The sequence below is a fragment of the Burkholderia sp. BC1 genome (assembly GCF_052683555.1).
On sequence record NZ_JBQYLP010000045.1, the window covers coordinates 18323 to 42003 of the forward strand.

Annotated in this window: 25 protein-coding genes; 2 read left to right on the forward strand and 23 right to left on the reverse strand. The window is 61.7% G+C overall.

All coding sequences use genetic code 11. The features are described 5' to 3' along the window. Nucleotides 1–3 precede the first annotated feature (3 nt). The 4 genes from traL to ACSHSS_RS20590 form a co-directional block, all read right to left on the reverse strand. Nucleotides 4–291 carry a type IV conjugative transfer system protein TraL gene (traL, locus tag ACSHSS_RS20575; RefSeq protein WP_058904073.1) on the reverse strand — a complete coding sequence of 96 codons (288 nt, stop codon included), beginning with the start codon at nucleotides 289–291 and terminating at the stop codon, nucleotides 4–6. 12 nt (nucleotides 292–303) lie between these two features. Beyond that, on the reverse strand, nucleotides 304–702 hold the full coding sequence (locus ACSHSS_RS20580; protein ID WP_058904074.1) for a hypothetical protein: 399 nt from the start codon (nucleotides 700–702) through the stop codon (nucleotides 304–306). A 565-nt stretch (nucleotides 703–1267) separates the two neighbouring features. Continuing rightward, a complete protein-coding gene (locus tag ACSHSS_RS20585) occupies nucleotides 1268–1765 on the reverse strand; it encodes a lytic transglycosylase domain-containing protein (RefSeq protein ID WP_058904075.1) in 498 nt (165 codons plus the stop codon). A 722-nt stretch (nucleotides 1766–2487) separates the two neighbouring features. Then, a complete protein-coding gene (locus ACSHSS_RS20590) occupies nucleotides 2488–2739 on the reverse strand; it encodes a hypothetical protein (protein WP_137910251.1) in 252 nt (83 codons plus the stop codon). Between the two features lie 283 nt (nucleotides 2740–3022). On the opposite strand from ACSHSS_RS20590, the gene ACSHSS_RS20595 reads away from it, so the two are divergent. Beyond that, nucleotides 3023–3631, forward strand: a complete 609-nt coding sequence (locus ACSHSS_RS20595; RefSeq protein WP_077175804.1) for a helix-turn-helix domain-containing protein — start codon at nucleotides 3023–3025, stop codon at nucleotides 3629–3631. Here the strand turns inward: ACSHSS_RS20595 and ACSHSS_RS20600 are convergent. From ACSHSS_RS20600 to ACSHSS_RS20620, 5 genes are all read right to left on the reverse strand, one after another. Next, nucleotides 3628–4419, reverse strand: coding sequence for a VUT family protein (locus ACSHSS_RS20600; RefSeq protein WP_058904078.1), 792 nt, complete (start codon nucleotides 4417–4419; stop codon nucleotides 3628–3630). The genes ACSHSS_RS20595 and ACSHSS_RS20600 overlap by 4 nt on opposite strands. Before the next feature lie 186 nt (nucleotides 4420–4605). Then, nucleotides 4606–5130 carry a cupin domain-containing protein gene (locus ACSHSS_RS20605; RefSeq protein WP_058904079.1) on the reverse strand — a complete coding sequence of 175 codons (525 nt, stop codon included), beginning with the start codon at nucleotides 5128–5130 and terminating at the stop codon, nucleotides 4606–4608. A gap of 411 nt (nucleotides 5131–5541) precedes the next feature. Next, on the reverse strand, nucleotides 5542–8436 hold the full coding sequence (mobF, locus tag ACSHSS_RS20610; protein ID WP_058904080.1) for a MobF family relaxase: 2895 nt from the start codon (nucleotides 8434–8436) through the stop codon (nucleotides 5542–5544). A gap of 6 nt (nucleotides 8437–8442) precedes the next feature. Beyond that, complete coding sequence (locus ACSHSS_RS20615) at nucleotides 8443–10560, reverse strand: type IV secretion system DNA-binding domain-containing protein (RefSeq protein ID WP_058904081.1); 2118 nt, start codon at nucleotides 10558–10560, stop codon at nucleotides 8443–8445. Further along, nucleotides 10553–10954 carry a hypothetical protein gene (locus tag ACSHSS_RS20620; RefSeq protein WP_058904082.1) on the reverse strand — a complete coding sequence of 134 codons (402 nt, stop codon included), beginning with the start codon at nucleotides 10952–10954 and terminating at the stop codon, nucleotides 10553–10555. Before ACSHSS_RS20620 ends, ACSHSS_RS20615 begins: the two co-directional genes overlap by 8 nt. A gap of 1762 nt (nucleotides 10955–12716) precedes the next feature. Here ACSHSS_RS20620 and ACSHSS_RS20625 point away from each other — a divergent pair. Continuing rightward, nucleotides 12717–13028: a hypothetical protein gene (locus ACSHSS_RS20625; RefSeq protein ID WP_058904083.1), complete on the forward strand. Its 312-nt coding sequence runs from the start codon at nucleotides 12717–12719 to the stop codon at nucleotides 13026–13028. A gap of 164 nt (nucleotides 13029–13192) precedes the next feature. Here the strand turns inward: ACSHSS_RS20625 and ACSHSS_RS20630 are convergent, their stop codons facing one another. From ACSHSS_RS20630 to ACSHSS_RS20695, 14 genes are all read right to left on the reverse strand, one after another. Further along, a complete protein-coding gene (locus ACSHSS_RS20630) occupies nucleotides 13193–13492 on the reverse strand; it encodes an addiction module antidote protein (RefSeq protein ID WP_011695198.1) in 300 nt (99 codons plus the stop codon). Nucleotide 13493: 1 nt separating this feature from the next. Next, complete coding sequence (locus ACSHSS_RS20635) at nucleotides 13494–13787, reverse strand: type II toxin-antitoxin system RelE/ParE family toxin (protein ID WP_058904084.1); 294 nt, start codon at nucleotides 13785–13787, stop codon at nucleotides 13494–13496. Nucleotides 13788–13890: 103 nt separating this feature from the next. Beyond that, the gene (locus ACSHSS_RS20640; protein WP_154641514.1) at nucleotides 13891–14034 is read right to left on the reverse strand and encodes a hypothetical protein; all 144 of its coding nucleotides are present in this window, start codon (nucleotides 14032–14034) and stop codon (nucleotides 13891–13893) included. 57 nt (nucleotides 14035–14091) lie between these two features. After that, complete coding sequence (locus ACSHSS_RS20645; RefSeq protein ID WP_058904085.1) at nucleotides 14092–14313, reverse strand: DUF3717 domain-containing protein; 222 nt, start codon at nucleotides 14311–14313, stop codon at nucleotides 14092–14094. A 44-nt stretch (nucleotides 14314–14357) separates the two neighbouring features. Further along, nucleotides 14358–14837 carry a hypothetical protein gene (locus ACSHSS_RS20650; RefSeq protein ID WP_058904086.1) on the reverse strand — a complete coding sequence of 160 codons (480 nt, stop codon included), beginning with the start codon at nucleotides 14835–14837 and terminating at the stop codon, nucleotides 14358–14360. A 46-nt stretch (nucleotides 14838–14883) separates the two neighbouring features. After that, nucleotides 14884–15150 (reverse strand): hypothetical protein, encoded by a 267-nt coding sequence (locus ACSHSS_RS20655; protein WP_011695194.1) that lies wholly within the window; start codon nucleotides 15148–15150, stop codon nucleotides 14884–14886. A gap of 14 nt (nucleotides 15151–15164) precedes the next feature. After that, nucleotides 15165–15455: a hypothetical protein gene (locus tag ACSHSS_RS20660; RefSeq protein WP_226237366.1), complete on the reverse strand. Its 291-nt coding sequence runs from the start codon at nucleotides 15453–15455 to the stop codon at nucleotides 15165–15167. Between the two features lie 737 nt (nucleotides 15456–16192). Further along, nucleotides 16193–18322, reverse strand: a complete 2130-nt coding sequence (locus ACSHSS_RS20665; RefSeq protein WP_058904087.1) for a ParB/RepB/Spo0J family partition protein — start codon at nucleotides 18320–18322, stop codon at nucleotides 16193–16195. A 701-nt stretch (nucleotides 18323–19023) separates the two neighbouring features. Further along, complete coding sequence (locus ACSHSS_RS20670; protein WP_437254620.1) at nucleotides 19024–19167, reverse strand: DUF6900 domain-containing protein; 144 nt, start codon at nucleotides 19165–19167, stop codon at nucleotides 19024–19026. 103 nt (nucleotides 19168–19270) lie between these two features. Further along, the gene (locus ACSHSS_RS20675; protein WP_171984200.1) at nucleotides 19271–19438 is read right to left on the reverse strand and encodes a hypothetical protein; all 168 of its coding nucleotides are present in this window, start codon (nucleotides 19436–19438) and stop codon (nucleotides 19271–19273) included. Nucleotides 19439–19487: 49 nt separating this feature from the next. Further along, nucleotides 19488–19994 carry a hypothetical protein gene (locus tag ACSHSS_RS20680; protein WP_058904089.1) on the reverse strand — a complete coding sequence of 169 codons (507 nt, stop codon included), beginning with the start codon at nucleotides 19992–19994 and terminating at the stop codon, nucleotides 19488–19490. Between the two features lie 23 nt (nucleotides 19995–20017). Continuing rightward, nucleotides 20018–20671: a DNA methyltransferase gene (locus tag ACSHSS_RS20685; protein WP_038740883.1), complete on the reverse strand. Its 654-nt coding sequence runs from the start codon at nucleotides 20669–20671 to the stop codon at nucleotides 20018–20020. A gap of 464 nt (nucleotides 20672–21135) precedes the next feature. Next, nucleotides 21136–22935 carry a phosphoadenosine phosphosulfate reductase domain-containing protein gene (locus ACSHSS_RS20690; protein WP_058904090.1) on the reverse strand — a complete coding sequence of 600 codons (1800 nt, stop codon included), beginning with the start codon at nucleotides 22933–22935 and terminating at the stop codon, nucleotides 21136–21138. Nucleotides 22936–22953: 18 nt separating this feature from the next. Next, nucleotides 22954–23619 carry an LPD29 domain-containing protein gene (locus tag ACSHSS_RS20695; RefSeq protein ID WP_058904091.1) on the reverse strand — a complete coding sequence of 222 codons (666 nt, stop codon included), beginning with the start codon at nucleotides 23617–23619 and terminating at the stop codon, nucleotides 22954–22956. Nucleotides 23620–23681: the final 62 nt, after the last annotated feature.

Below are 23681 nucleotides of genomic sequence, written 5' to 3' on the forward strand. Positions count from 1 at the left end.
GCGTCACCCGTTCAGTTCGCGAAGATCGGACGGCGGAAACTTCTTCGGCGCCGGCTGACCCAATACCCAGTACATGACGTGAGCCGACATACCGGGATGCTGGCCGGAGCTGAACTTCTGCCAAACCGCCGCGAGCGCAACGCCCACGACAAGGCCAAGCAAGGTGTGGTTGAGCAACACACCGCCGATCGTGCCAGTAAGGCCGATCGCTGCTACATCCTTGCGAAAGAACAGAAACTTCTCCGGGTCGTCAAGGCGACTGGGCACGTAGTGACTGAGATCATCCGACATCGCCGCCCCCGCTCAAATCGTCGCGGTGTAGCTTGCGTCGATGATGCCGACGATCACGCCGACCGCGATGCCGATACCGGACGGAATAACAAACGCACCGTAGTCCTTCACGAACATCGCTCGAACGCTTCCCCACAACACGCCGGCAAGGGCACATGTCTTACCGGGGTTGCCTTTTGCCCAACCTTCTACAGTTGTCGACCCTTGCTGGAACTCTGCGCCGTCCGTTCCGAACGCGTAGCGTGCGACCATCATCAGCGTGACGGCGAGCATCACGCCAGCGATGAAGTTCAGCGTTTCACGCACTTCGGGGTTCTGCAGCAGCGCCTTCACGCGATCCTCGAATGCAACGAGGGCGCTCGCGGCTCGATATTCGAGCATCTCGAGCTGGTTGAATTGAGCGGTATTCATCTAGTCCTCATGTGGTGGGTAGCCAGCAGCGCGGGCCGGGTGTAGTGCTCGCGCCACTATGGGCAGCGCGAGCACGATTCAGGGAGAGAGTAGTTAAACGGACAATCAATCATTTATTACGGACTACTTACTATCTAACATCCTCCTTGGTCGAGTGGTGAATCGGTCAGCTGCGCGGACTAACGGTCCGCTAAATTCTTCGGCACCGCGCCGACGGTGTCGCCAGCCGTGCAAAGCGTCCGATTCGCCACCTTCGCGACTCGGTGGACATGTCGGATTCGCGCGTGCCGGGATCGGTGGTGGGTGGCGATCGGCGTGGGAAGCGCTCGAATGGGCTGGTTTTCCGCCGCCAATGAAGGGAGCGATAGATTCTCTTGAACGACAGACGTCGGCGCCGCGCGGTGCTTGATCGTCGGTTCAGGGCACGTGTCGCCCGAACAGAACACGTAGCGGCCGGAGCCGGGTTCACCGATCTGCGTGACGTCGTAGTCCGGAAGACGGGAAGACGCAAAGCAGGCCTGCGCAAGCGTCCCGACAATGAGGCCAAGAAGAGGGACAAGGCGCATCATCGCGTGCCCCCCGCGGAGACCTTGCCGAGCGTCGACTGGGCGCGGTAGCCGGCATAGGCATGCTGCACCAGCCGGACATAGCGCGCCTGAGCGGCGGTGTTCGTGGAACCTGGCCCGGTGTTGTAGCAACCGACGGCGGCCCAAGTCGCGCCCTTGGCCTGAATGCAGTTGGCGAGCACCCATGCGCTGAGCTTGAGGTTCACACATGGATTCAGGAGGTCGCGTTGGGTAACGCCGTAGCTCACGAGCTCGGGAAGATGAACATCGTTGATTTGCGCTGCCCCCCAAGCCCTGTGGCCGTCGGGCAAGCGCGGCCCAACCGCGCCGGGCATGCCACGAGATTCGACCCAGGTTATCGCCCGCAGGAGATCGGGATCCAGGTGATAGAGGGCTGCGGCCTCATTGAAGATATTGCCCTTGCAAACGTCCGCGGTCGCCGACGGCGCGGCGAGCAGGGCAATCGCGGCGGCAAGCGCCCCGCAGAAGGTGCGCATCGCACGCAGTGGGCGGCGACGCATGGAATAAAAAACGTAGCGAACCGGGTTGGCCCGAGACGCTACGAGACCGCCTGCAGTCGAGGCACTGAGAGAAGGAAGCGACAGGCGGGATACGAGCCAAGGCGACTCGTACCGAAAGAGCAACATTGAGCAAAAGGCATGCGCTTCTGAATAGAAGCGTGGCACCGGACCCGCAGGGCGAAATACGTGGCTGCGAACGAAGTCTGAGCATGCGCAGCGAAGGAAAGCCCTCTTCACCGGTGGCATTCCGGCGAGGGGTAAGAAGCGCATCGTCGTCCCAAGAAAAAGGGACGCATCGAACGCGTCAAGCCCGAAGGATTGACGTACAATATCTGTAGCCACGAGTGGTCTCTCTCAGCTTTCCCAGCTATTTGCTTGTGGTCAGGGCATATAGGGTGTTGGCGCACCCTGTATGTCCGTCTTAATTAACTACAACTGCACGACAGAGACATGAATGTTCGGATCATTTCCGAATTTGCGACGTAAGGAGATCCGCAACGCCGCACATCCTTTGTTGTCTACATCAAAACCCACGGCGGTCAATGACCAAGATCGCGTACTACAAAACGGCTAGTCATACGCGGGCAGCGCTAAGAACTCACTACGCTTCCGAACGAGTGACCCAGTGGCCGTGTCTGGCTCGTGTTGGTAAGACCGACGCCGAATACCCTTATCCCGATCCGTCTCGTTCGTACCGCTCACCCCTTCGGATTCCACTGCAGGGTGATCACATTTACGTTCAACTCGTGCTTCTCAAAGTACTTCATCATGCTATCCAGGCTTGCCCACGTCCTCGGTTCATTGCGGAACGTGTACAACGTGTGCAGCCCCTCCTTCCACGACAGTTCGACGACGAAGAGATAGCCTTTATCCGTGCGCAACACCGACGCGTGCTTGATAGCGTTGTTCTTCGCCGCATCCCGAAATTCGGCCTCAGTAATCTTGCTCAACCCACCCTCCAATGTGCTCAACTGGAGGATAGTAAAGCGATAGCTACCGATTCGGATGGTTCGGGTCAATTTCCACCAACATTCGCTTTATTGCATTGCATTAGAACATGACTTGCATTGCAAAACAACATATTTTGCAAGGCGCATTGGGAGGCCTTTGATCTTGTCCTCCTACCGAGACCCGCGCCGATCAGTCGACCAGCAAATGACGTTACGAACTGTAACAGGATGTTGAAAATTTTCAACTCCTTCGTTGAACAAAAAATAGGGTCGGGTATAGCGCGTGAAGAAAAAGGAAGAACTTACAAGCTTAGCGGCCACTTTTGTGGCAACCGTCAAGCACCTGCAGCAGGAGGCCGGAGTCAACGACTCGGAACTGTCGCGTGCGATCGAACTTGACCGGGGGACCCTAAGCCGCCTTTTATCTGGTGAAACTATCGATCCGCGACTGAGCACGATCTCGGCGATCGCCAGGTTTTTCGCCGTTCCGATGTCGTCCCTCTTCGGCGAGGAGAGCAGGGGGTTCGTGCCCGTCTATGAGCAGCGGAGTCTACGCGACGCTCGAAAAGCATCCGCAGCCCCCCGCCACGATCAGCTCTGGATCAAGGTATCGAACGCAAATTCGAGCCGGTTTGCGATTGCACTCGCCCCCAAGAGCCGCACTGAACCGCTGCCGCCCAACGCCACCCTTGTTATAGGAGATTACGCTTCTCTAGATTCCGGCGACTTGGCACTTGTTGAAGTGGATGAACAAACTTATACCTTCGTCAAATTGACAGATGGCGAAAGGCTCATCGGATACGACATTGAATCGACGTCTAAGCGCCGCCCGATATTGATAAATGAGCAAGCGATCATCGGAAAGGTTCTGGAGATTATAATGGGCCGCTAGCCGCGAGCGAAATTGATTTTATAGTCATAGTAATCGACACCGTCACGCGACTTTATCCAGAGCACGATCCTTGAAAACAAGACAGAGAACGCCATTTCGTACAGCATCTTTATCGTAATTTGAGCAAGCACTATCTTGAGTAGCACAATCAGCGGCACTACACCGTAAAACAAGAGTGTTCCAAACAAAACGCTATCGACAACTGCTCCGACGGCGTTCGCAGCAAGGAACCGAAGGATCAAGGCGCGACCTTTTAGTGCGATCTTCAACCGAGATACAACCAGGGAATTAGACAATTCGCCCGCGAAGTATCCAACTGCCGACGCGCCAAGCGCTCGCATCATTTGATGGGACACCCCAAGAACGCTGCCGCCTAGCCATCCGGCCTTCTCAAGCGAGAGAATAATCAAAATGACCGGTATGTTCACTAAAAACGCACCCCAGATCACGTGCCTGCTTACGACGAAGCCATACGTTTCCGTGATGCAGGCCCCAAAACAATATGTCAACGGAAAAACGACAAGCGCCGTAGGAAAAAGAACGCTGTACCCGTGGAGGAAAGGTAGGTTGATGGTGGTAATACTATCCCCGATTAAATTGGTGGTGACCAACATGACGCTGAAAAGCGCCGTAAGATAAACAATCCCGTATGGAAAGTGTGGCACTCGCTCGGTGATGTTCTGGATATTGACATCGCTAGCATTTACGGTAGCGAGCAATGCGACATCATTGGCAGAGAATTTGCCGATCCAGTCTGCCTCTAGAAGTTTCCCAACGGGGAGTTTCATTGAAATGCCCGTATCATTCACTCGCACTCTTGCGACCGAAAATCGCTTTTCGCCATCCTTCGGGAGAATCGCCTCAACTTGGCATCTCGGGATACTATTTGCCATTACCATAACTAAGCCTTTCCAAATCGATCCGCCAAACAAACGAAAGAACCGCCGGCCGCGCTCGAAACACGAGCGCTCGCGTCACTTTGGGAGGTTCTGGTACGCCATCTTCAAGATAATATCTCGATATTTCGGATATTTTTCCAGCAACTCGGCCTGAGTAAGAATTCTATAGTCAGCATCATCAAAGCCCGGCACAACAGCGCAACTGACGAGGGTGTAATCACCTGAATCAACCGACGCCCCGAAAATCCATCCTCCATGCATTACAGTCGAGAGTACCTCGCCATGTTCGACGTTAGGGCCGAGACGAACTGTCCCATATGCACCCTTCTCATCGATGAAGTGCATCGTCAGCGGATCGCCAGCGTGGTAGTACCAAATTTCATCGGATACCATTTGGTGAAAGTGTGACGGGCTGTCATGCGTCACCATGAAATATATTCCGCTGTAATTTTTCCTCTCAGTACCACTTGCCGTTTTTCGAAAAATATCCGAGCCAAAAACGTATCGAAAATACCCCCCTTCGGGGTGAGGTTCGAGACCCAGCTTCTCCTTCCAGAATTCGCTAGACTGCTGATTGCTGATGCTTTTCGTCTTCGACATTACGTTTCCTGCAGGTATCATGAAGCAAGTTACAAAAACCGAAACGACAGTGACTCGTGCGACCACTGCCACCGACCCTCTACTAATAAATTTATTCTTTTTTGCAAACATACGATGTGGTGTTAGTTGAAATTTATACAACATCGTGAGACCGCGGGCGCCAGGGCCATAGTACCGCTGCTGATCCTACACGATGATATCGGCCTCGATTTTGGATCCTTTACCGCTTGGTCTTTCGACGATCTCTGCATCGATCAGCCGTCAGCAGATCGAAAGGGGTATTGGAGACTCCCACTGCGTTCTTTCGATTCGATTTATTGCGGTTTGAGAACTAGCCGGCGACTGATCGGCGTCTCTCGACCTGGTTCAGCCCAGCAAAGTAACCGGGTTCCTGCAGGGCGCGCTGCAACGTCAGTCCGGCTCGATCTGTATCTGCTGGGCAGCTTGCTGGCGTCGCTGGCGCTGCGGCCGGTCATTCGTCTGCTCTGCCAACTCATGCTCACGCAGCGTTTCGATGGCGCTCGACTTATCTTGGTGGCGTGATACGGCCGCCCGAGCAAGAATTGCGTCGGTCGTAAAAATCTGGAGGTCGTCAACGGCCCGCGTGAGGCCGACATAGAAGCTGCGGTCACCGAAAATACGACGCACCGTCATCGCGACGTCAGACTGGCGCCGAGCATCTTCCGGATCACGCTCCATTTTGTGTGCGGGGATATGCAGCATGGCTTGCTCGCGGGTCGCGCCCTGGCCCGCGTGGACCGTCGCCGCATAGGCATGATCCCAATGGCGCTGCGCGTCTAGATCCCAGGGAATTTCCTTGCCATCCGCCAGCCGTAGGACCGCCTGGTTCTCGTGGACAGAAACGACGGTCGCCTCGTGGCCATTCTTGACGAGCTCGTCGCCGCGGGTAAAGCGAATGACGTCACGCGCGGCAAGACTCCTCGTTTCCGAGAGATACACCTCCACCCGGTTGTACTTCTTCGGCTCCCACTCCATTAGAGAGCCGTCGGACTTCCGGAGAACGACGATACCCTCGTCGGGTCGAGTACCCTCAACGCGCATGTATTCGCCGCGGGACGCGAGAATTTTCTGATAGTCCCGACCAAACCGGACGGTCATATCCCTGGTGTAATACTGCGCCTCCTTCTGCTTCGCCCGGGTCATGTCTCCGTCGGACCGGAGGATGGTGTGCTCCGAGTCGTTGACATCCAGCTCGCCGTGCGCTTGCAGTTCAGCCCGAACCGCATTGTTGATCTCGACGCGATCCTCGTTAAACGGTGTGATGATGATGGTTTGATTTCTTCGCGGTCCCCGGTCGACGTACTGGCGCGCCATCAGGTCGATCAGGTCTTGCGGATTGTCGTGTTCTGTCACGCGCCCAGCTTGCTCGAGGAAGTCAAAGGCGCGAGCGTTGCGAGCGAGGTTCAGGTCGGTGAGGGGCTCATCTACCGCAAGGTCGGCTGTGCCCACGGTGATCGCGACTGCCTGCTGCAGCTCGGGATTCTTCTGGCGCTGGATCTGGGTCATCTGAGCGGTGGCCACGCCCTCGTCCTGCAGGATCTCAAACGGTTTACCTGCTTCGATGGCCTGCAGCTGGAGGCGGTCTCCGAGGAGAATGACCTTCGCATCTGCTCGTTCCGCCATCTTAAATAGGCGCGCCATTTGCCGTTGGGCGAGGAATGACGACTCGTCGACAAGCCAGAGCTCGCGCTCCCGCGACAAGTCCGGTACATACTCGCGCAGCAGCTTCAGATCATCCTGGCGCCGCTGCTCATGGATCTCGAACATCGTCACCGTATCGGCCTTGATACCCGAATCGTTCTCGAGCTGCTTGGCAGCCTGGCCGGTAGCCGCCATCCCTCGGACGAGCCAGCCCTGCTCGTGCGCAACCTGGACGGTTCCCTTGACCATCGTGGTTTTTCCCACGCCGGCGAGACCCTGAACCGTGACGATCCGGTCTTTGCTAGTCAGTGCATGCTCGATCGCACCTCGCTGGCCGGGGGTGTAGTCGAAGGTGGGATCGTTCCGCTCCACGCGCGCGGCGGCGATGGCCTGTTCGATCCTGGACCGGACCAGTTCGGCTGGCGCTATCGCCGGCGTCGCGTCTCGCTGCGCGAGCGCATTTTCGACCGTCCAGCGCTCCGTGTTGAGCATCTTCTCGGTGGTGATGTTGCCGTCCGGAAGGTCGACAATCTTGCCCTGATCGACCAGCTTCTTGTACGCATCGAGAATCTGATTTGGAGACGTTCGCCCGACCGCGTGCTCCAGCGCGGTTTTGACCAGGTCATATTGGTTCAGCACGATTTCGCGCTCACCAAGGTGAGACGCTGCAAACCGCAAGGCCTCGATACCGGACAACTTGACGACCCGTGCATCCGTTCCCGCTTCCCGCGCCTCGCGTGCTTTCTGCTGGATGACGCTGTAGTCGAGGTCGACTGTCTGTGCGCGCTCACGCCATTGAACTGACAAGGCGTCATGGTCGACACCAACCTTCCGTTCACGGGTGGCCAACACCGCGCGCTCCTTCTCCGCCGGCGTCGCGCTCGTCGGATCGATCCCATTTGCACGCAGCCATCGGTCGCGCGCGGCCGAACGCTGGCTGAAGTGCTCGATCTGCTCTCGGGTGATGCCGACCAACTCAAAGTTTCCGTTCTTGTCCGGCGCAGTAATGGCATAGCCACGCTTCTGCAATCCGCGTGCGAGCGAAGAAGTATAGACGGCGCCGATCACCTTCTGCTGCACGTACAGCTCGTCATTGGTCAGCGATCGCCATTCGCCGTCTGAGCGCTGGGTGGCGTTCATGACCAGCGCATGAGTATGGGTGTCGGGGTCGAGGTCGCGGCTCGTATTGTGGCGAAAGAGGGCGGCTACAACGTTGCCGGTCGGTTCGACAAGCGTCTCGCCATCGACCGTTTTGCGGGCCTGCGCGACATACGCCTCGACGTACTCGAGCGCCTCCTTGACGGCTTCTTCATGGGCGAGGCGGACGTCGCGATCTTCGAAAACTTCGGCAGCGATACTGACGCTCTTCGGTGCCGAAAAGGTCAAGTCGATCCCAGGCCGATGTACAACCTCGGGCTCGCCATTCTCGTCCAGGACGACTCGACCAAGCTGCTGGTCTCCGACCTGTCCAGACAGCAGCTTGAAAAACACATTGCGATCGACTTGCCCGTTCAGACCGAGGGTGGCCGCACCCTTGCCGAACCAAGCGGAATGCTCGAGCCCCTGATCGGTGGTGTAGTAGTTATCCTTCGAAAAATAGTGGAGTGCCTGGCCGGCGCTGCCGACATTGTGCATGCTCATCATCGCGCGTCACCCCAACAAGTCACCGAGACCGGCGCGGCCGGTCGGCCGTTGGCCGGCACCTGGTTCGCGGGGAGTCGACGCACCGTGAACCTCGCCGGTGTCGCCGTCCACGACTTCACCCGTCGCCAGCACAACCAGATTCGAAGTGGCCGGGTCCGATTCAGCGCCGGTCGGCGTGGCCGCAACGTCATCCGCACGGGACGCCGCAGCTGCCGGCATTTTGTTCGCGGCAGACGAGCCTGCGGATGGCACCGATTGCTCCGCGGACGAAGACGTCGCAGTCGCGTCGGTTGGCGCGGGTGACGGCGATGGTGCAGTTTCTGCCGGCGCCGCGGAACCGGGTGCGGGCGGCGACAGCGCCGCGTGGCCACCGGGTGCGGCGTGTGCAGTAAGCCACGTGTCAAAAGTCCGACGGGGAATGAACGGTGTGGCAATTTCGGGCCGATGCGTATATTTGTATCTCACCCGTGCGACGGGGTAATCGCTGGGTGTGACCAGATAGCCCTCCATGTCGGGCAGACGTAAGATCTCGGAAGAGAGGACAAGATCCCGAAGGTTACGGCGCGCGAAAACACTCATACCGTCGCGACGCTCATCGATCCCGAGATTGAGACTTTCCTCTTTCTCGTCCAGATCAGCCTGCCCGATCGCGTTGGCCAACGCCTTGGCGGCGTCACCGTCGGTCACGCGCAACAGGAGCTTGGTCTGACATCCGGAGATGATCGTGCGCGCAAGGTGCTCGCCATAGATCAAGAAGAGTAGCGAGAAATCCTGGATGCCGATCACAAAGCAACCGCCAAACTTGCGAATGTTCGTCACGGCGAGCTTCATGATCTCCAGTTTCTGCAGCGTAGGGAGCTCGTCGTAGAAATACCAGAGGCGTTCGCGATGAATCGGCTTGAGCGCAAGAAGCGAGCGGATTGCGATGTCACACCAGAGGCTGATTAGCGGAAGCAGGGCGGTTTTCTGCTCTTCGTTGACGGTAATGAACAGCCAGGAATCGTCGTCTTCGTCCTCATTCTGGATCCACTCGCGGATCGAAAACGGTTCACCTTCGTCATGCAGGTAGCGGAAGCAATCAAGCTGGTTCTGCACGGTCATCTTGAGGCTCATGCCCGTACGCTCAGTGATCGGATCAACGTAAGTGGCAGCAGACTCGTTCGCGAGGATGGCGTGTAATTCGTCCAGATTGCTGTGAGCGATGGCCTTGTACAGCGCGGCGTTGGTTCGCTTATTGTCGTCACCGAGCGCACGGACCGCGCCCTTGAAGACCATGCGCCCGGCGATGGCGAAGAACGGATCCGGAACGTTCGGCGGAATCGGGATAAGCCCCTCTGCCAGCCCATCGTAATGGATTTCACCCTGGATTTCGCGCCACACGTTCCAGTTGGGACTGCGCGCATCGAGCGGATTCAGGATGATGTCCTTGCCTTCCCGAAAAAAGGTAGCCGTGAACTCGCCGGACGGGTCATAGACGATCGCTCGCTTTTTGTTGGCGCGGACCTGCTCCATCAGCGCGAAAAACTGCTGAGACTTGCCGCTACCCTGGGCACCGGCGAAGAGCGTACCGAGCACTTCGGCCTTCTTGCGCATCGGCACGCCGGCGATGCGATACGGGCTGGCGTCGTCTCGGCTTTCCAGTTCCTTGACCAGTGCTTTCGGTTTAACGAGCCTTGCACCGCGAACCTGCTTCTCGGCGAGTTTTCCGCGACCGTACTCCATCCAGAACAGGACTGAAAGAAACGTCACGGCTATAGCGGTAAGAACAGCGTACAGGGCGGCATTTCGCGCATAGACGAAAAACTCTTCGGCGGCATCGTCGGTAAATGACAGCGCGGCGGCTGGCGGCAATTCCGTGTCGTTGCTGCCGAAGTGGAATGAGACGTTCGGGTTGGCCATGGGCACGACGGTGAGGATTTCGGCCTCGACGTGCTTGGCCGCCAAATAGCGTGTTTCGGTCGACGTGACGAAATACAGGTATGCGCCGCCGGCCAGCGCGCCGACGAGAATGCCCGCGATGACCACCGCCACGACCGCGCTGGTGAGGAGTTTTGCCTGCTGCCACCAGAGGGCGGTTCCCCGAGAAAAAGTCGCAAGACCGTTGGGCGAGCGTTGATCAGCCATTGCTCTCTCCCAGCAGTTTCTTGGTGGCGGCCTCGGCGCGATCCTGTGCTTGGTGGAAGAACTGGATGTTCCTGTCGCTGATGATGCTGGTCAGGACTTCGCGGCTGAAGAACACCGCTTGAACCAGTTCGGACGGTAGCGCCTGGACGGATTTTCGGGGCCCGTCATCGGACGGCGTGTGCCCACTCAGTTGCTGAATGAGCGCCTTGAGACGCTGGTCAATGAGCGAGACATTTTCGGTGACGACGCCGAGCGCAAGTTGCTTGCGAATGTAGTCGGACAGCGAAACACCGTTCTCTTGAGCCTTGCGTCGATAGAAGCGCTCCGACTCGGGATCGAGTTTGAAGGAGATGGGTTTGGACGCACCTTTTCCCGGCGTTTTGAGACGCGGCATGAAGACCTCGTTGCGAGAGATCCTTACCTTTTTGTGGCCGTGGTTATGTGCGGATTGCGCTGCAGATACGCGCTTCCGTCGTGTGAAGATGTTAGCACATGGTTACGCTTTTTCGTCATACGGCTACGAGTTTTTCCGATACTAGCGACGATCTCTGCTGCTCGCGTTGTTTTCTCCATCAGCAGCTGCCTCGCGTCTTTAAATAACTGATTTAATTGTCGTTTTCTGGACAGACTGATCTCCATTGAATTTAGGTGTACTACCGTGACGCCAATGGCGTATTACGCCTATATCTGTTGTCAGGGTGGCTTCCGATCGACGTTCGAACGGTAACAAAAGGGTTTTACGGGCGTCATACCGGCATACGCTCTATCAGGCTTCGAGTTTTGGCTCTCGATTAGCGATAGCTCTAATTTAGGCGTCCTACCGCTTAAAGGCTTGCGCAGCAAGGCTTTAAGCACCCGCAACGGAGTTGAGTGGTGTGTGACCGTCTGGTCGGGGGGTGGGGCTTGCCCCACGGGTCGCCCCCCGGACGGACGGTATCTGGATGGTGATGCCCGGACGGGTCCGGGTATCACCGGTTTTTCAGCAGGCGTAGCGATCGGCATCGCAGCCAGCAAGAGCGAGGATTTCGTTCCTTTGAGGCGTTCGCCTGGGTGGAGGACAGTGAAAATTTCGGAGAAAGCGGGAGATTGAAGTATCGACACGAAAGAGAGAAAAGCGAGGCGAGCGTCGATCCGTTCCTCACAGGGAAAAAACGGAAAAGGGAGGTCGAACGGAGGCGGGGAGCGGACAGGGAGAAATTCGGAGCGACGAGGGTGGTTATGCCACGCAGGTTTTCCACATATCCACGGGTCCGGACCGACGTCGCGATGCATCAACATCGCAAGAGCGTCGGCCGCGCGCCGTTTTCCACAACGGTGTTGGTTGTGGGAAACGGGAGAAGCGCGGGGACCGGTGGATATGTGGGAAACCTGCCGGCGTGCGCGGATTTAGGTCGTGGATCGATGGGGTGTCGAGCAACAGCCAGAGAGAAAACGCTGTGATCACGTTCGGTTTGGCGGTATTCGGCGGGCGCGACTTGGCGGCCGCCGATCACGGTCTGCGCAATTCAGGATTGCGCACTGGATGGGTGGTCCGCGCGGGGCGGCGGCTGCGCAGCGGCGCGGGCGACGCCCCGCGCGGCGACTGTGCGAAAAAAGCGCGGGGCGGGCGCTCGGCGCGCTGGCTTGGTCGGGTCGGCGGCCGCGACGGTCGCGGCCGCCGTGCTCGAGCTACGCAATGCGTGCATTGCGTCTGGGTGGATGGTCCGCGCCGGGCGGCGGCCGCGGAATGGCGCGGGCGACGCCCGGCGCGGCGACAGCAGGAAAAACACGGGAGCGCCGGCACGGTGCACGGTCCTTCGGGCCGGCGGCCGCGACGGTGGCGGCCGCCGTGCTGGAGCTGCGCAATGCGAGCATTGCGCTCTGGCTAGGTGGTCCGCGCGGGGCGGCGGCCGCGCAAAACCGCGGGTGACGCCCCGCGCGGCGACAGCAGGAAAAATGCGGGGGCGCCGGATCAGCGCTCGGAGCGGTTGCGTCGGCCGCCGCGACGGTGCCGGCCGCTGCGCGCGAATTGCGCACCGAGCAATTGCGCCGCGACGGATGATGCGCGGGGCAGCGGTGCGATAGCGGGGTATCAGGTCTCAGTGCTTTACGTTGCGCGGCCGAATTCCGTTACACTTCGCGGCAAGGGGGAGGGGCAAGATGGAGTGATAGAGGCCATGACGGCAGATGCAGGGAAGACAGCGCGCAAGCCGCGATCGATCGAAGACGAGATCGCGAGGGCGGCGGCGAAGCTGAAAAAGCTGCAGGACCAACAGCGCGAGATGATCCGCAAGGATCGCGAGCGGAATCATAAGGCGGTGCTCGAGCTGCTGCGCGCGGAAGGGCTGGACGAGATCCCGGCGGAACAGTGGAAAGAGCGGCTCGAGGCGGTAAAAGTCGCACTCGCGAAACCGGGCGAGACCCCGGTGCCGGCGAAACCCGCCCAGGGCGTGCCGCCCGCCGCTGTCACCGACGGCGCGTCGGTGTGATCGTTGGGGCAATCCGGCGACGCACGAAGTGTGCGCGGAGCGGGATTGCCCCGATTCGTTTGCGCAGCGCGCAAACTGGCTAACGCATTGGTCGCGGGCTGGCGGGTGGTCGCGGCGTAGCGGCGAGCGCCCGCCAGCCCGCGACGCCGCGCAAAAATCCCGGCTCAGGCGTGCTCGTGTACAGGCGTCGTCACCGTCAAAGTGAGGCCGAGCGCGCGCACCACACGCAGGATCGTCGCGAATTCCGGGTTGCCGTGCTCGTCCAGCGCCTTGTAGAGGCTTTCGCGGCCAACGCCCGCGTCGCGCGCAATCTGCGTCATGCCGCGCGCACGCGCCACAGTGCCGATGGCTTCCTGAATGTCGGCAGAATCGCCAGTCTCGAACGAAACCCGCAGATATTCGGCCTGCGCCTCGGGCGTGTCGAGGTATTCGGCCGCGTCAAACGGCGTTGTCTTGATACCCATGTCAATCTCCCAATTGCGCCGAAAGCGCGATAGCGCGCTCAATGTCGCGCTGCTGCGTTGACTTGTCGCCACCGCATAGCAGGATGACGAGCGTTGAGCCTCGTTGGACAAAGTAGACGCGATAGCCGGGGCCGACGTGCACGCGCATTTCGCTCACCCCGTCACCCACCGACTTCACGTCCCCGTACTGGCCGCGCGCGAGCCGTTGAATCCGCTTGGCGATCTGCGCGCGCGCGATGTGGTCACGTAGGCCGCGCAGCCATTTCGCGAAGTCGTCTGTCTGCTCGATTCTCATAGCCTATATAGTATCCCATAGGATACAAAAGTTCAAGGTGCATTCTGGCTACCGGCCGGACGGCCGGCGACGCGATCAGTGCGCGTCGAAGCGGGCGCGGTTTTCACGCGACGCGCTCGACCTCTACAAACTGCGAGCCAAAGAGCGATTCCGCACGGGTCCAAGCCTCTTCGTAACTGCATGCGTCGATGATCTCGACGTCGAATCCAGTCGCTGTCTTGTAGGTGATCGCCCACTGAGCGCGCATGTCAAATCTCCTTCGTGAAGTCCCGCTATAACGGACGCGGGTTGCGTCGATGACGCGTTATTGCGAAAACGCGCCGTCGAACACGGCGCGTTGCGTGTCGGACAGGTGCGTCGCGTCGATCTGTGTAGCGCCGTTCACGATCATCAGCGCGTAGGGTTCGGCAAGAATCCGCGCTTCGCGACACAGGATCGGATCGCCTTCGACGCTCGGTTTGCGGGCGCGCCAAATGTTGATCGCGCGCTGGATCTGCTCGATATGCAAAACAGTGGTGATGTTCATCGCTTTCGCTCCGTGACGTGCGCCGTGTTCGCGACGCACGCAGGTTAGTCGATGCATTCGTCGAAGTGCCAGCGCGATTCCATTTCCTTGGCGGCACCGATTGCCTCCTGAAGTGTCGCGCGCGGATGGCCGGCGTTCGGCTCGCAATCGCCGCCCCGATGAGAGACTTCGAGGGCAGGGACATAGCCGTCCCGGGTAAGGCTTACGCTCGGGCGCGTTTCGTTCAACCCGTCCATGTCGTTGAGCCATTCCCCGAACCAAACGACTCGACCGCGTTCCTCGGCTTCGAAACCGTCATCCCAATGCGGAATCAGACTGGGCTCGCCCGCCAGCAAGAGCGACATGTCGGCCCCTTCGAGGCATGCACGTGCTCCGCTCGCGCGGGCGCAGATTTCAGCATCCCAGAGGTATTGCTCGGCCTTATCTTCGTTGCCGGCAGTTGCAGCGATGCGAAACAGCGTAAGTTGCGCGCGCGCTTCGAGGGCAAAATCGAAACTGTCGACGGGAGTGCGATCAAATTTCACGGTTCGCTCCGATCGGCGCGCCAGCGTCGGCGCGCCCGCAAAATGGTCAATGGAAGATGCCGAGTGCTTCACGGATGACGCGTTGAGCGCTCGCAGCGCCGTAGCGCTCGCCCCGTGCGTACGCCTTTTCGTAGACCTTGATCGCGACATTGATTTGCCACGCGGTCCAGTCGATCGTGGGCAGCGAAAATGCCAGTTCGCCGTCGTCGCCATGATGTACCGCGATGGAGGGCGCAGCACTTTCGCAGCGCGCAATCGCGAAAAAACCTTCCGTGATACCTTCGATCATCAGTTCGTCAGTCTCGTAGCTCATCGTGAATCTCCGGGTCATTGCCAAACCGGCGACCACGCGCCGGACGAAAGGCGAAACAGGGTGATGCGCCGAGCGCGACCGTCGATGCTCGTTTCGAGCCGCACGGCGCGCGCGTCGTCATCAGGGCGGGTCCAGCGGTACAAAACTCGAAACGGGGCATCAACCGGGCAGCCGAGCCAGTGCGCGGCGGTCACGCGCAGGCGATTTTTCGTGTGTCGAATGCCTGCCTGGCGGTGAGCCTCGGGGGGTGCGGGGGGAACGCCCGCGCGTGTGTGCGTGATTCGGTCGGGGGTGGTTGTGCTCACGATTTCGTCCTTTTGTGTCGGGTTGTGGATCTGCCATTGGGAGCCGCCTCGACGCGGGTTTAGCGCGGGCAGGCACGGGTGCAAGGGCGCGCCCGGAGGCCGCATGCGGAGCGCAGGCGTAGCCGAGCACCGAACGGGTGAGGACGTGGGCGGAGCGAAGCGCAGCCTTTACCCTTGCGCCCGTGCCTGCCCGCGCTATGCGTCGAAAAGGGGCGGCTCCCAATGGCAGATCCACGCGCTTAACCCGGCGCAAAAGGATGGAGCGCAACCACGCGGTTTCCCCGGCCGGATCGCGCACACGGCGCGGGGCAGCCGGTCCCGCGCCCCCTCGGCCGGCGTAGCCGGCCGCTAGACCTGCTGTCCGCCCGCGAGTAGCGGGCACGTACTCCACGAGCAAGCGAAGCGCGCAGCGCCGGCACGGCGCGCAGACGTCAGGGATTGAAGCCCGTAGGGGCGAGACTCGCGCAGCGAGGCTCGACGCGCAGCGCGAAAGCCCGGCCCGGAGCGAAGCGGAGGGAGACGCCCGAGCAGCAAGTCAGGGAAGTGCCGCCAGCGCATGCGCCACAGCGACGGGCGCGCATGCGCAGCATCGGAAAGGTGATCCTTTACGGGAGCGGCAGAGAATCGGAAAGTGAGAACTTTCGGGAGTAGATCATCATGCTGCGGACGGCCCGCCGAAGAACACTGACCGGCACACCGCACCAGCGGGCGCGGCGCACCCGCTGGCGTCGATTAGGTCAATCACGCGGCGGCATGCCTTCACCTTCCGCTACGACCGTGCCGTCGCTCACGTCGTCGGCCGACGCAACCAACGCAGGCTCGTCGGCCTCCGCTTCCTCGGCGCTTTCGTCGGCATGCGACGCCTTCGCCGGAACGTCCCACAGCTTCATCCGCACGACTTCGGTCTTCGCGAAATGCTCTGGCAACCAACCGCGCCCCGCGATCAGCCGTTCGGCCTCGGTCGCCGCGTCCCCCTTCTTGAGCTTCGCCACGCGCATCGCATCGGAACGTGACGCGGCCGCGCTCACGACGTCCACGATCCGATCTTTCGAAACGTGGTCGAAGTAGCCCGCCTTCGTCGGTTGCCACGCATCCGCGAGATTCAGCCCGAGCGCCGGGATCAGTGCGTTGATCGCGTGCGGCCGCTCATCCGGGCGCACGCTGTCCACGCTCGCCGCGACGTACTGCGCGAGGATCAGCAGCAGGCGCTCGTCGGTCTGCTCGATCAGCCAGCGCAGCAGCGCGTCACTGTCATTCGGGATGACGCCTCCCCAAACCCGGCGTTGCTCTCGCCGCATCGTGAACGCAAGGTCGTCGTCCAGTTCCGGCGCATGCTTCGTCAGGTTGTGGGAGTGGTCACGGAACGTCACGTCCAGCGCGCTCCCTTCGGTACTGTGGCCGTACTCGCCCGCCAGCAGCCGGTGCACGAGCGCGGCGAGCGCGACGTGCGGCTGCTGCTCGAGGGCGGCGGCAACGGCCGCCGTGCGATGCGCGTTCAGGCGCAGCGTCAGCCGTTCGGAGTGCGGCCCCTTCGCGGGCTTCACAGCCGACGCGCCGACGCGCGCGGGCTGACCATCTGACGAGTCGTCGTCATCGTCGTCACCATTCTCGCCACTTTCGGTCGTCGCGGCTGCAACCGGCTCACGCGCAACGAGTCCGCGCTCGATCACGGGCTCGCCGTTCGCATCGAGCGAGAGAAGCGCGCCAGCCTGCGCCATGTCGTCGGGATGGTAGACGAGCAGTGACTCTTCGATTTCGTCGCGACGCACGGTCAGCGCTTCTTCTTCCGCCTCGACGCGCTCGGCGACATCGTCGTCTCTCTCGTCGGCATCCCAAAATTGAGCAAGTTCGGCCAGCCGCTGATCGATCGCCGCCAGTTCTTTCGCAACCTCGTCTGTCGGTTCCGTTCGACGCGGCAGCACCGGGCGAAATTGCGACCGCGCGGCATGGTCCCGTTCCGGCATGGCTTTCACCCATGCCCAGCCTTCGGCCAGCACCGACGCGCCGAGTGCTTCCAGTTGCTCGGTCGCGAGGCGCAGCATCAGCGCATGATCGCGATACCACGCATCCTCGGCTGCGGAGAACAGGTCGCGTCGCACTGCACCGCCAGCCGCTTCGAACGCCTCGACGCCAACGAATTTCGCGACGCGGTTGCTCACGAACGACTGTTCGTCGCGCACGAAGCGGCGGCGGATCGCGTGCGCGTCGCGGTTGTACGGCTCGGCGTCGAACCACGCGGCCTCTTGCTCGTCGTGACTGTCCGACAGCGCAACCGCCTGCATTTGGTCGAGCTTGATCTCTCCGGTGCGGAACAGGTCGACCAGCTTCGGAGACACTCGCGCGAGCTTGAGGCGGCGCTGCACGGTTTTCGGGTGCACGCCGTACAGGTCGGCGATTTCCTCGATCGACCGGCCAGCTTCAACCTGAATCCGGTATGCCTCGCACGCGTCGGCGGGGTGCATCGGCTCGCGCATTTCGTTCTCGGTCGCGGACAGCAGCACGGCATCCTCGACCGGCACCACTTTGCAGCGCACCGGGTGGTCGGCGGGGATGTAGTCGTGTTCGAGCAGGTAGACGAGCGCGAGGCGACGGCGGCCGCCAGCAGCGACGCCAAACGTCTGCGCCTTCCTCGCCCCGACCTTCATCGGGTGCACGATCAGGTTTTGAAGCAGGCCGACTTTCCAGATATTGAGCGCGAGTTCCTTGATGCCGGTCGGGGGCACGCGCCGCACGTTGTAGGGGGACGCGACCAGCCGTTTAAGCGGAATGTCGCGCAGGTCGTCTGCCGTTCGGTGAGCCTCGGGGGGTGCGGGGGGAACGCCCGCGTCGTGGGCGAGGGCCGGGATCTCGGTGGTCACTGCGTTCATACAAGCCTCCTTTACGTCGGGGTGGAAAAAGCTGCCATTCGGAGCCGCCTCGACGCATGGGGAGTGCGGACGCGCAGGCACTGCAAGGGCGCGAGCAAGGCCGCAGCGCCTCGGCCGCCAGGCCGGGCGACCGGGCGCCGCGCGCGGCAACGCGAACCCTTGCGGTGACGGCGGGCCGCACTATGCGTCGGGATGAGGCGGCCCGATGGCAGCTGATTCGCCGACGGTGGAAGACTGGAACGCGGGGACGGCTGCCGAAGCCCGGACGTCGCCGGCGCCGGGCCGCACGCGCGGCCCGAGCGCGAACTCCGCGCGGCTCGCCGCGCGGCTGGCGGGGCGGCCAGCGCCGGGGCCGGACGCCAGCGGCGGCCGAGCCCCAGGAGCGGACAGCCCGTATCTCTGGCGCGCGGGTGCGTGCGGCTTGCGTGCCTGGCGAAGCCGGGCGCGCAAGGTGCCGCGCGCCGGCTGGATAATCGGAACGGCGCGGATCCGCCGCGGCCAGCTGGGGCGAGCGGTCCCCCGCCCGCGCCGGCCGCTCGATGCGGACGGGGTGGGCCGCCCCGTATCAGTGGAACATTTCGCGGTACGGAAACGGCCTTCCGCGTTCCAGTCGCCGGCCGGGCCCGCGGGTTCAGGCCGGAGGTGGAACATGATCGATTGGAGATCGCCGCCGGCACCAGGCGCGCGCCGGCGGCCGCACGTCAGGTCGCAGCATTACCGCGGCCGTGAACAACACCGGCGTCGAATGCCGCCGCGAGCGCGTCGCGGATGCACCAGACCGCGCAATCGTGAAAGTCCAGCCGGTCGCTGTGGCGCGTTTCGAGTGTGTCGATGCGCAGATGCATGCGTGCGATCGCGAAAAGCAACATTTCGATTTCGTTTTTCGTCATGGGAGCCTCGCAAACGGCCGGCTGCCGGCAACGCCGGCGCCGGCGTCGGCGGATGAATTTATCGCCGGGCGCACTGGCCGGCCTGGAACGCTTCCAGCATCGCGTAACGCAACGACGCCGGCAGCACTTCAATTTCCGTGTTGGATTCCCACACGTCCGAGATCTCCGGGCCGAAGGCGTTTGCTGCGATCGCGGCCAAAATCGCGTCAATCAAATAACGGGGCATGCTGTTCTCCTGGTGTGCCGGCCGCGGCGAGCGGCCGGCGCTCGTGTGGTCAAGAAAGCTGCACTGCGCCGCAGTTTTCGGCTAGGCAGAATGCGAAATACCAGTTGCGGTACAGCTCGGCGAACAGGTGATCAACGTCAGCGTCGATCGCTCCGATGAACCGGCTGAAATCGTCGGCCAGCTTCGCGGAAGTCCGCGACCCGATCGTTCCCGACGTGATCGAGAAATCGATCAGTTCCTTAAACGGGCCGTCCTTTGCTGCGATAGCGCCGTTCGTATGGCAGATTCGCGTGGCGCCGATCGAGATCGCCGGGTAATCGGCGAGCTCGGCCAGGCGCTCGCGGAAAATGTCGTGCATAACGTAGGTGCCGGCGCTGAATTCGAAGGAATTGCGATACCGGTAGATACGCGCCATGTCCAGGTCGCTGGCGCGGTGTGGGAACCGCGCCGCGGCGTCGAGGCGAACACAAAACACGTCCACGGGGTCGCCGTTCTCGTTCGTGCGGGGATGGTCGAGCTGCTCGAGACCGGAATAGGCTGAAACGATCAGTCGCATGGTGAAAGTCCTCTGTTCGGGTCTTAGGCGGCGGCCAAAGCGGCGCCGGCAACAGGCGCCGTCAGGCGCGCCTTGGCGGCCGCAAAGTAGGTCGCGTCCAGTTCGATGCCGATATACCGGCGCCCGAGCTCGCGGGCGGCAACGCACGTCGAGCCGGAGCCGGCGAACGGATCCAGTACGACGTCGCCGGGCTGCGTAAAAGCGGAAATGAGTGTGCGCAGCGCGGCGACCGGCTTTTCGGTCGGATGGTGGCGGTTGCCGCTGTACGGAAACGGCATGACGTCGGCGATCGGCGCGGCCGGCGCCGCGGGCCGCCCCTTGGCGAGCAGGTAGGCCGATTCGTGCTGGTACTTCACCAGGCCGGCCTTGGACGCGTAGGACTTCGTGAAGACGAAGTGGCCGGCCACGCGAAAGCCGGCCGCCTTCCAGGCATCGAAAAACAGGTCGACCTTGTTCCAGCCGTAGAACGAAATGCACACGGCGTCGCGCTTCAACACACGGAACATTTCGGCGAACGCCGGCGCCAGCCAGTCGCCGTTTACGTCGTTCGCGATCGAGCGGCCGCTCCGGTCGCGGAAATTGACGAGGTAGGGCGGGTCCGTGACGATACAGTCGACGGATTCAGGGGCGAGTTTGGGCATGGCGACCAGGCAGTCGCCGTTGTACAAATAGCTCACGGTCAGCTCCATAGAGTTGAGATAAGGGCAGCCGGAGCGATGCGGCTCGCAAACCGTGCTACCCGGAGCTGGCGAGCGCCCGCGGGAGAATGGCGGGCAAGGGGACCGTGGAATACCGGAGTGCGCGAAGCGCGCGAGGATATGCCGCGAAAGCCCCTTGCAGGAGCAGGGCGCCGTGCGACACTCGTCGCGCGCGGCGCAATGGTCCGGCCGCCAGGCTACGGCGGGCGAACGTGGGCTCCGGGTTCAAAGGTCGACTGCGGAAGGAATGCGAGGCGCTTGGCTAGCGCGTAGGCGCCGGGCGCGGGAGTGGTGTTGCGTCACGGACATGAGCGCGACGGCGGACGCAGATCGCCGAGCGCGATCGCGATTTCCGTGTCGCGGCCGCGAAGCGGCCGCCGCGCAAAATTGGGATCGTGGAAATGGGAGAACCGAGTTGGTTGATCACCAATCAGCGTCAGCTACTACGCCTCGAGCTCGAACGCCAAGGAAGTCTGTGCACCATCCGTCGTGGCCTTATGCGCCCAAGCCCGCCGCGCTTCCTCGGGAAGTTCGCTAAAGCGCACACCGTAGGCAAGGAGCTGCTCGACGTCGTGCCCGAGGTTCAGTCCGAGCCGATCCTTGAAGTCGGTGCGACGGGCCACTTCATCGTGCTTCAGTTGCTGCTTATGGGAGAGGGTGAGCGCGCCGTAGTTCAGGTACCACCGATAGCCGGTCGTGATCCCGCCGGGATGAAAGCCGCGGTCGTGCATAGCCGCGAGGCGATCCGCTTCGAACTCCAGGATCATCTCGGCCGACTCGAGGTCGACGTCGAAGCGATCGCCGGTGCGGACGCGCCAAGTGCTCTTTCCATCACCCAGGTCCAACACTGTCGGCGCGCACGGCGAGCGCTCCGTCAAAGCCTCCATCAGCGGATCTCGAAACCCGGTCCACTGATCCGCCGTATCGTCCCACTCGGTGCCGACCTTCAGAAAAAGCGGCTCGGGCAACGGTGCCGGCGCGGCCGGTGCGATTTCCGGTACGGGATTACTCACGCCACGCTCGCAGATGTCCCGGTAGTCGGCCCAGATCGCGAAGGGGGCCGCGAGTCCCTGCAGCGACTGCATTGCGTCAACGGCAATCATCATCGGCAGGGGCAAGGTCTGGAATTTCGGTTGCGTTCCAGCGCGTCGAGCGCGGATCCTCTCGTCACGATCGATTGTCAGCATATACCGGACGAGCTCCCGTACGGTAGCCGCACCAAACGTATCCGGTTCGAGGCAGATGTACCCTGCACGGATTGTGCGACCGACCCAATTTCGACGCGACCAGTCGTAACGGATCGCGCGGATGAAGCGGTTCAGCTGCTGCAGGCCGCGCGCGTAGGCGTACCGATCTCCATCGAAGCGGATCATCTCGGCGAGCGAACGATCATCGGCTTGCTGGCAGGTCCAGCAGCCGGTGCGCGCATCGCAGTTTCCGCGTCGCACACGCTTGCCGGCGGACGCCTCCTCGAACGTGAGATCGGACACGATCGCGCAGCTGCTGTTGCCGGCATGCGCGTAGATCCGCTTCGTCTCTTCGAAGTCCGTGTAGGTCAGGCGCAGCCCGGACGAGACTTCGCCGATAAACTCCCAGACATCTTCAGTCGACCAGTCGGCGATGGGGCAGAGGGTGAGTTCGCCGTCGCTGTTGCGGACCGGCGTATCGGCGCGATCGCCACGGGCGGTCATCTTCGCCTTGCGGCGCTCACTTTCGTTGAAGCGGGTGCCGAGCAGGACCACGGGTTCTGCATAGCCGGCCTTCCGTGCCTCGCGATATAACTGATTGCGACCGACGCGGCTGGGCTCGATCTTCAACGAGACTGAGCAGTCCGAATTCGTGCCGGCGTAGCTCGGCAGGGCCCGGCCCGTGAGGACCGACAGTTGCCAGGACGTCGCGAGTGACGGTGCAACAACCAGCACGCGTACCTCGAATCCGTGCGACCGGCCATAGGCCTCCATCTTCCCCAGCTCCCGACGCGCGTGCTCAACCATCTCGGGCGACTCGACCAGGGTGTCGGCCGTAATCACGCAGACAAGCGGCTGGCCACCGCCGGCAACATGCTGGCGTGCTGCGTCCAGCGCGAGGCTCGTTACGACTCCACTATCCTTGCCCGCGCTGAACTGGCAAATCACCATCCGATTCGCGGAAAACAGCGCCCCGAGCGCCTCGAGCGCGCGTTCGACGCGCTGATCGACGGTGGGGCGCAGTTCCGCCTGCAGGAACATTTCGACCGTTTCCATAGCGCTCGGCTTCCGTGGTCAGTGGGTGTCGCGCCGCACAAACAGCCGTGCGCCCGTGACCGACCGGGGAAACCCGTGCGCGTCTGTGGTTTCCGCAAGCATCGCGTCGACGTCCATCTGTACGTTGGCTCCCGATCGACGGCTGCCGGCCCGGTGCACGCCGACGATCTCGAGCAGCTGCAGCCGGCCCGCGCGATAATCCTCAACCGTCATAGCCGCCCGGACGTCGGGTGCCAAAAAGTCTGCGTAGCGCACCGCGAGGCGCTCGATTGCATGTGCAATTGCGTGATCGCTGAACTGTCTCGACAGGATGATGCGGTCCGCAGCCAAGTGAACCGTCAACCGGCCGGCCGACGTCAGCATGAAGTGCTCGACCCGCTTGACCTTCCCCCCGTCGACCACGCGTGTGGCTTGCAGCGGCAACACGAGCCGAGCCACCTGCAGGTCACGCGGGCCGTCGGTCCAATCGACGGTCAGGTGCGAGCCGATCGCTTTCTTCGTGACGGCGATCGCAAACGACGTCGTGGGAAATGCCTCCCCAAGAATCGTCTGTACCAGCTGAGCCGTTTCGATGAGGTTGAGCGTATCGGCGATGACCTTCGGCGGCGTCGCGTCGCCAAAGCTGGTGCGGGCACGCACCGATTCGGTAGAGCGGGAGAGGTTGTTTCCGGTGGCAAGCATCATGATCGACCTCGATAGAAATGGAACACGACAACGTTCGGAGAGGCGCCGACGGAAATCGCCGG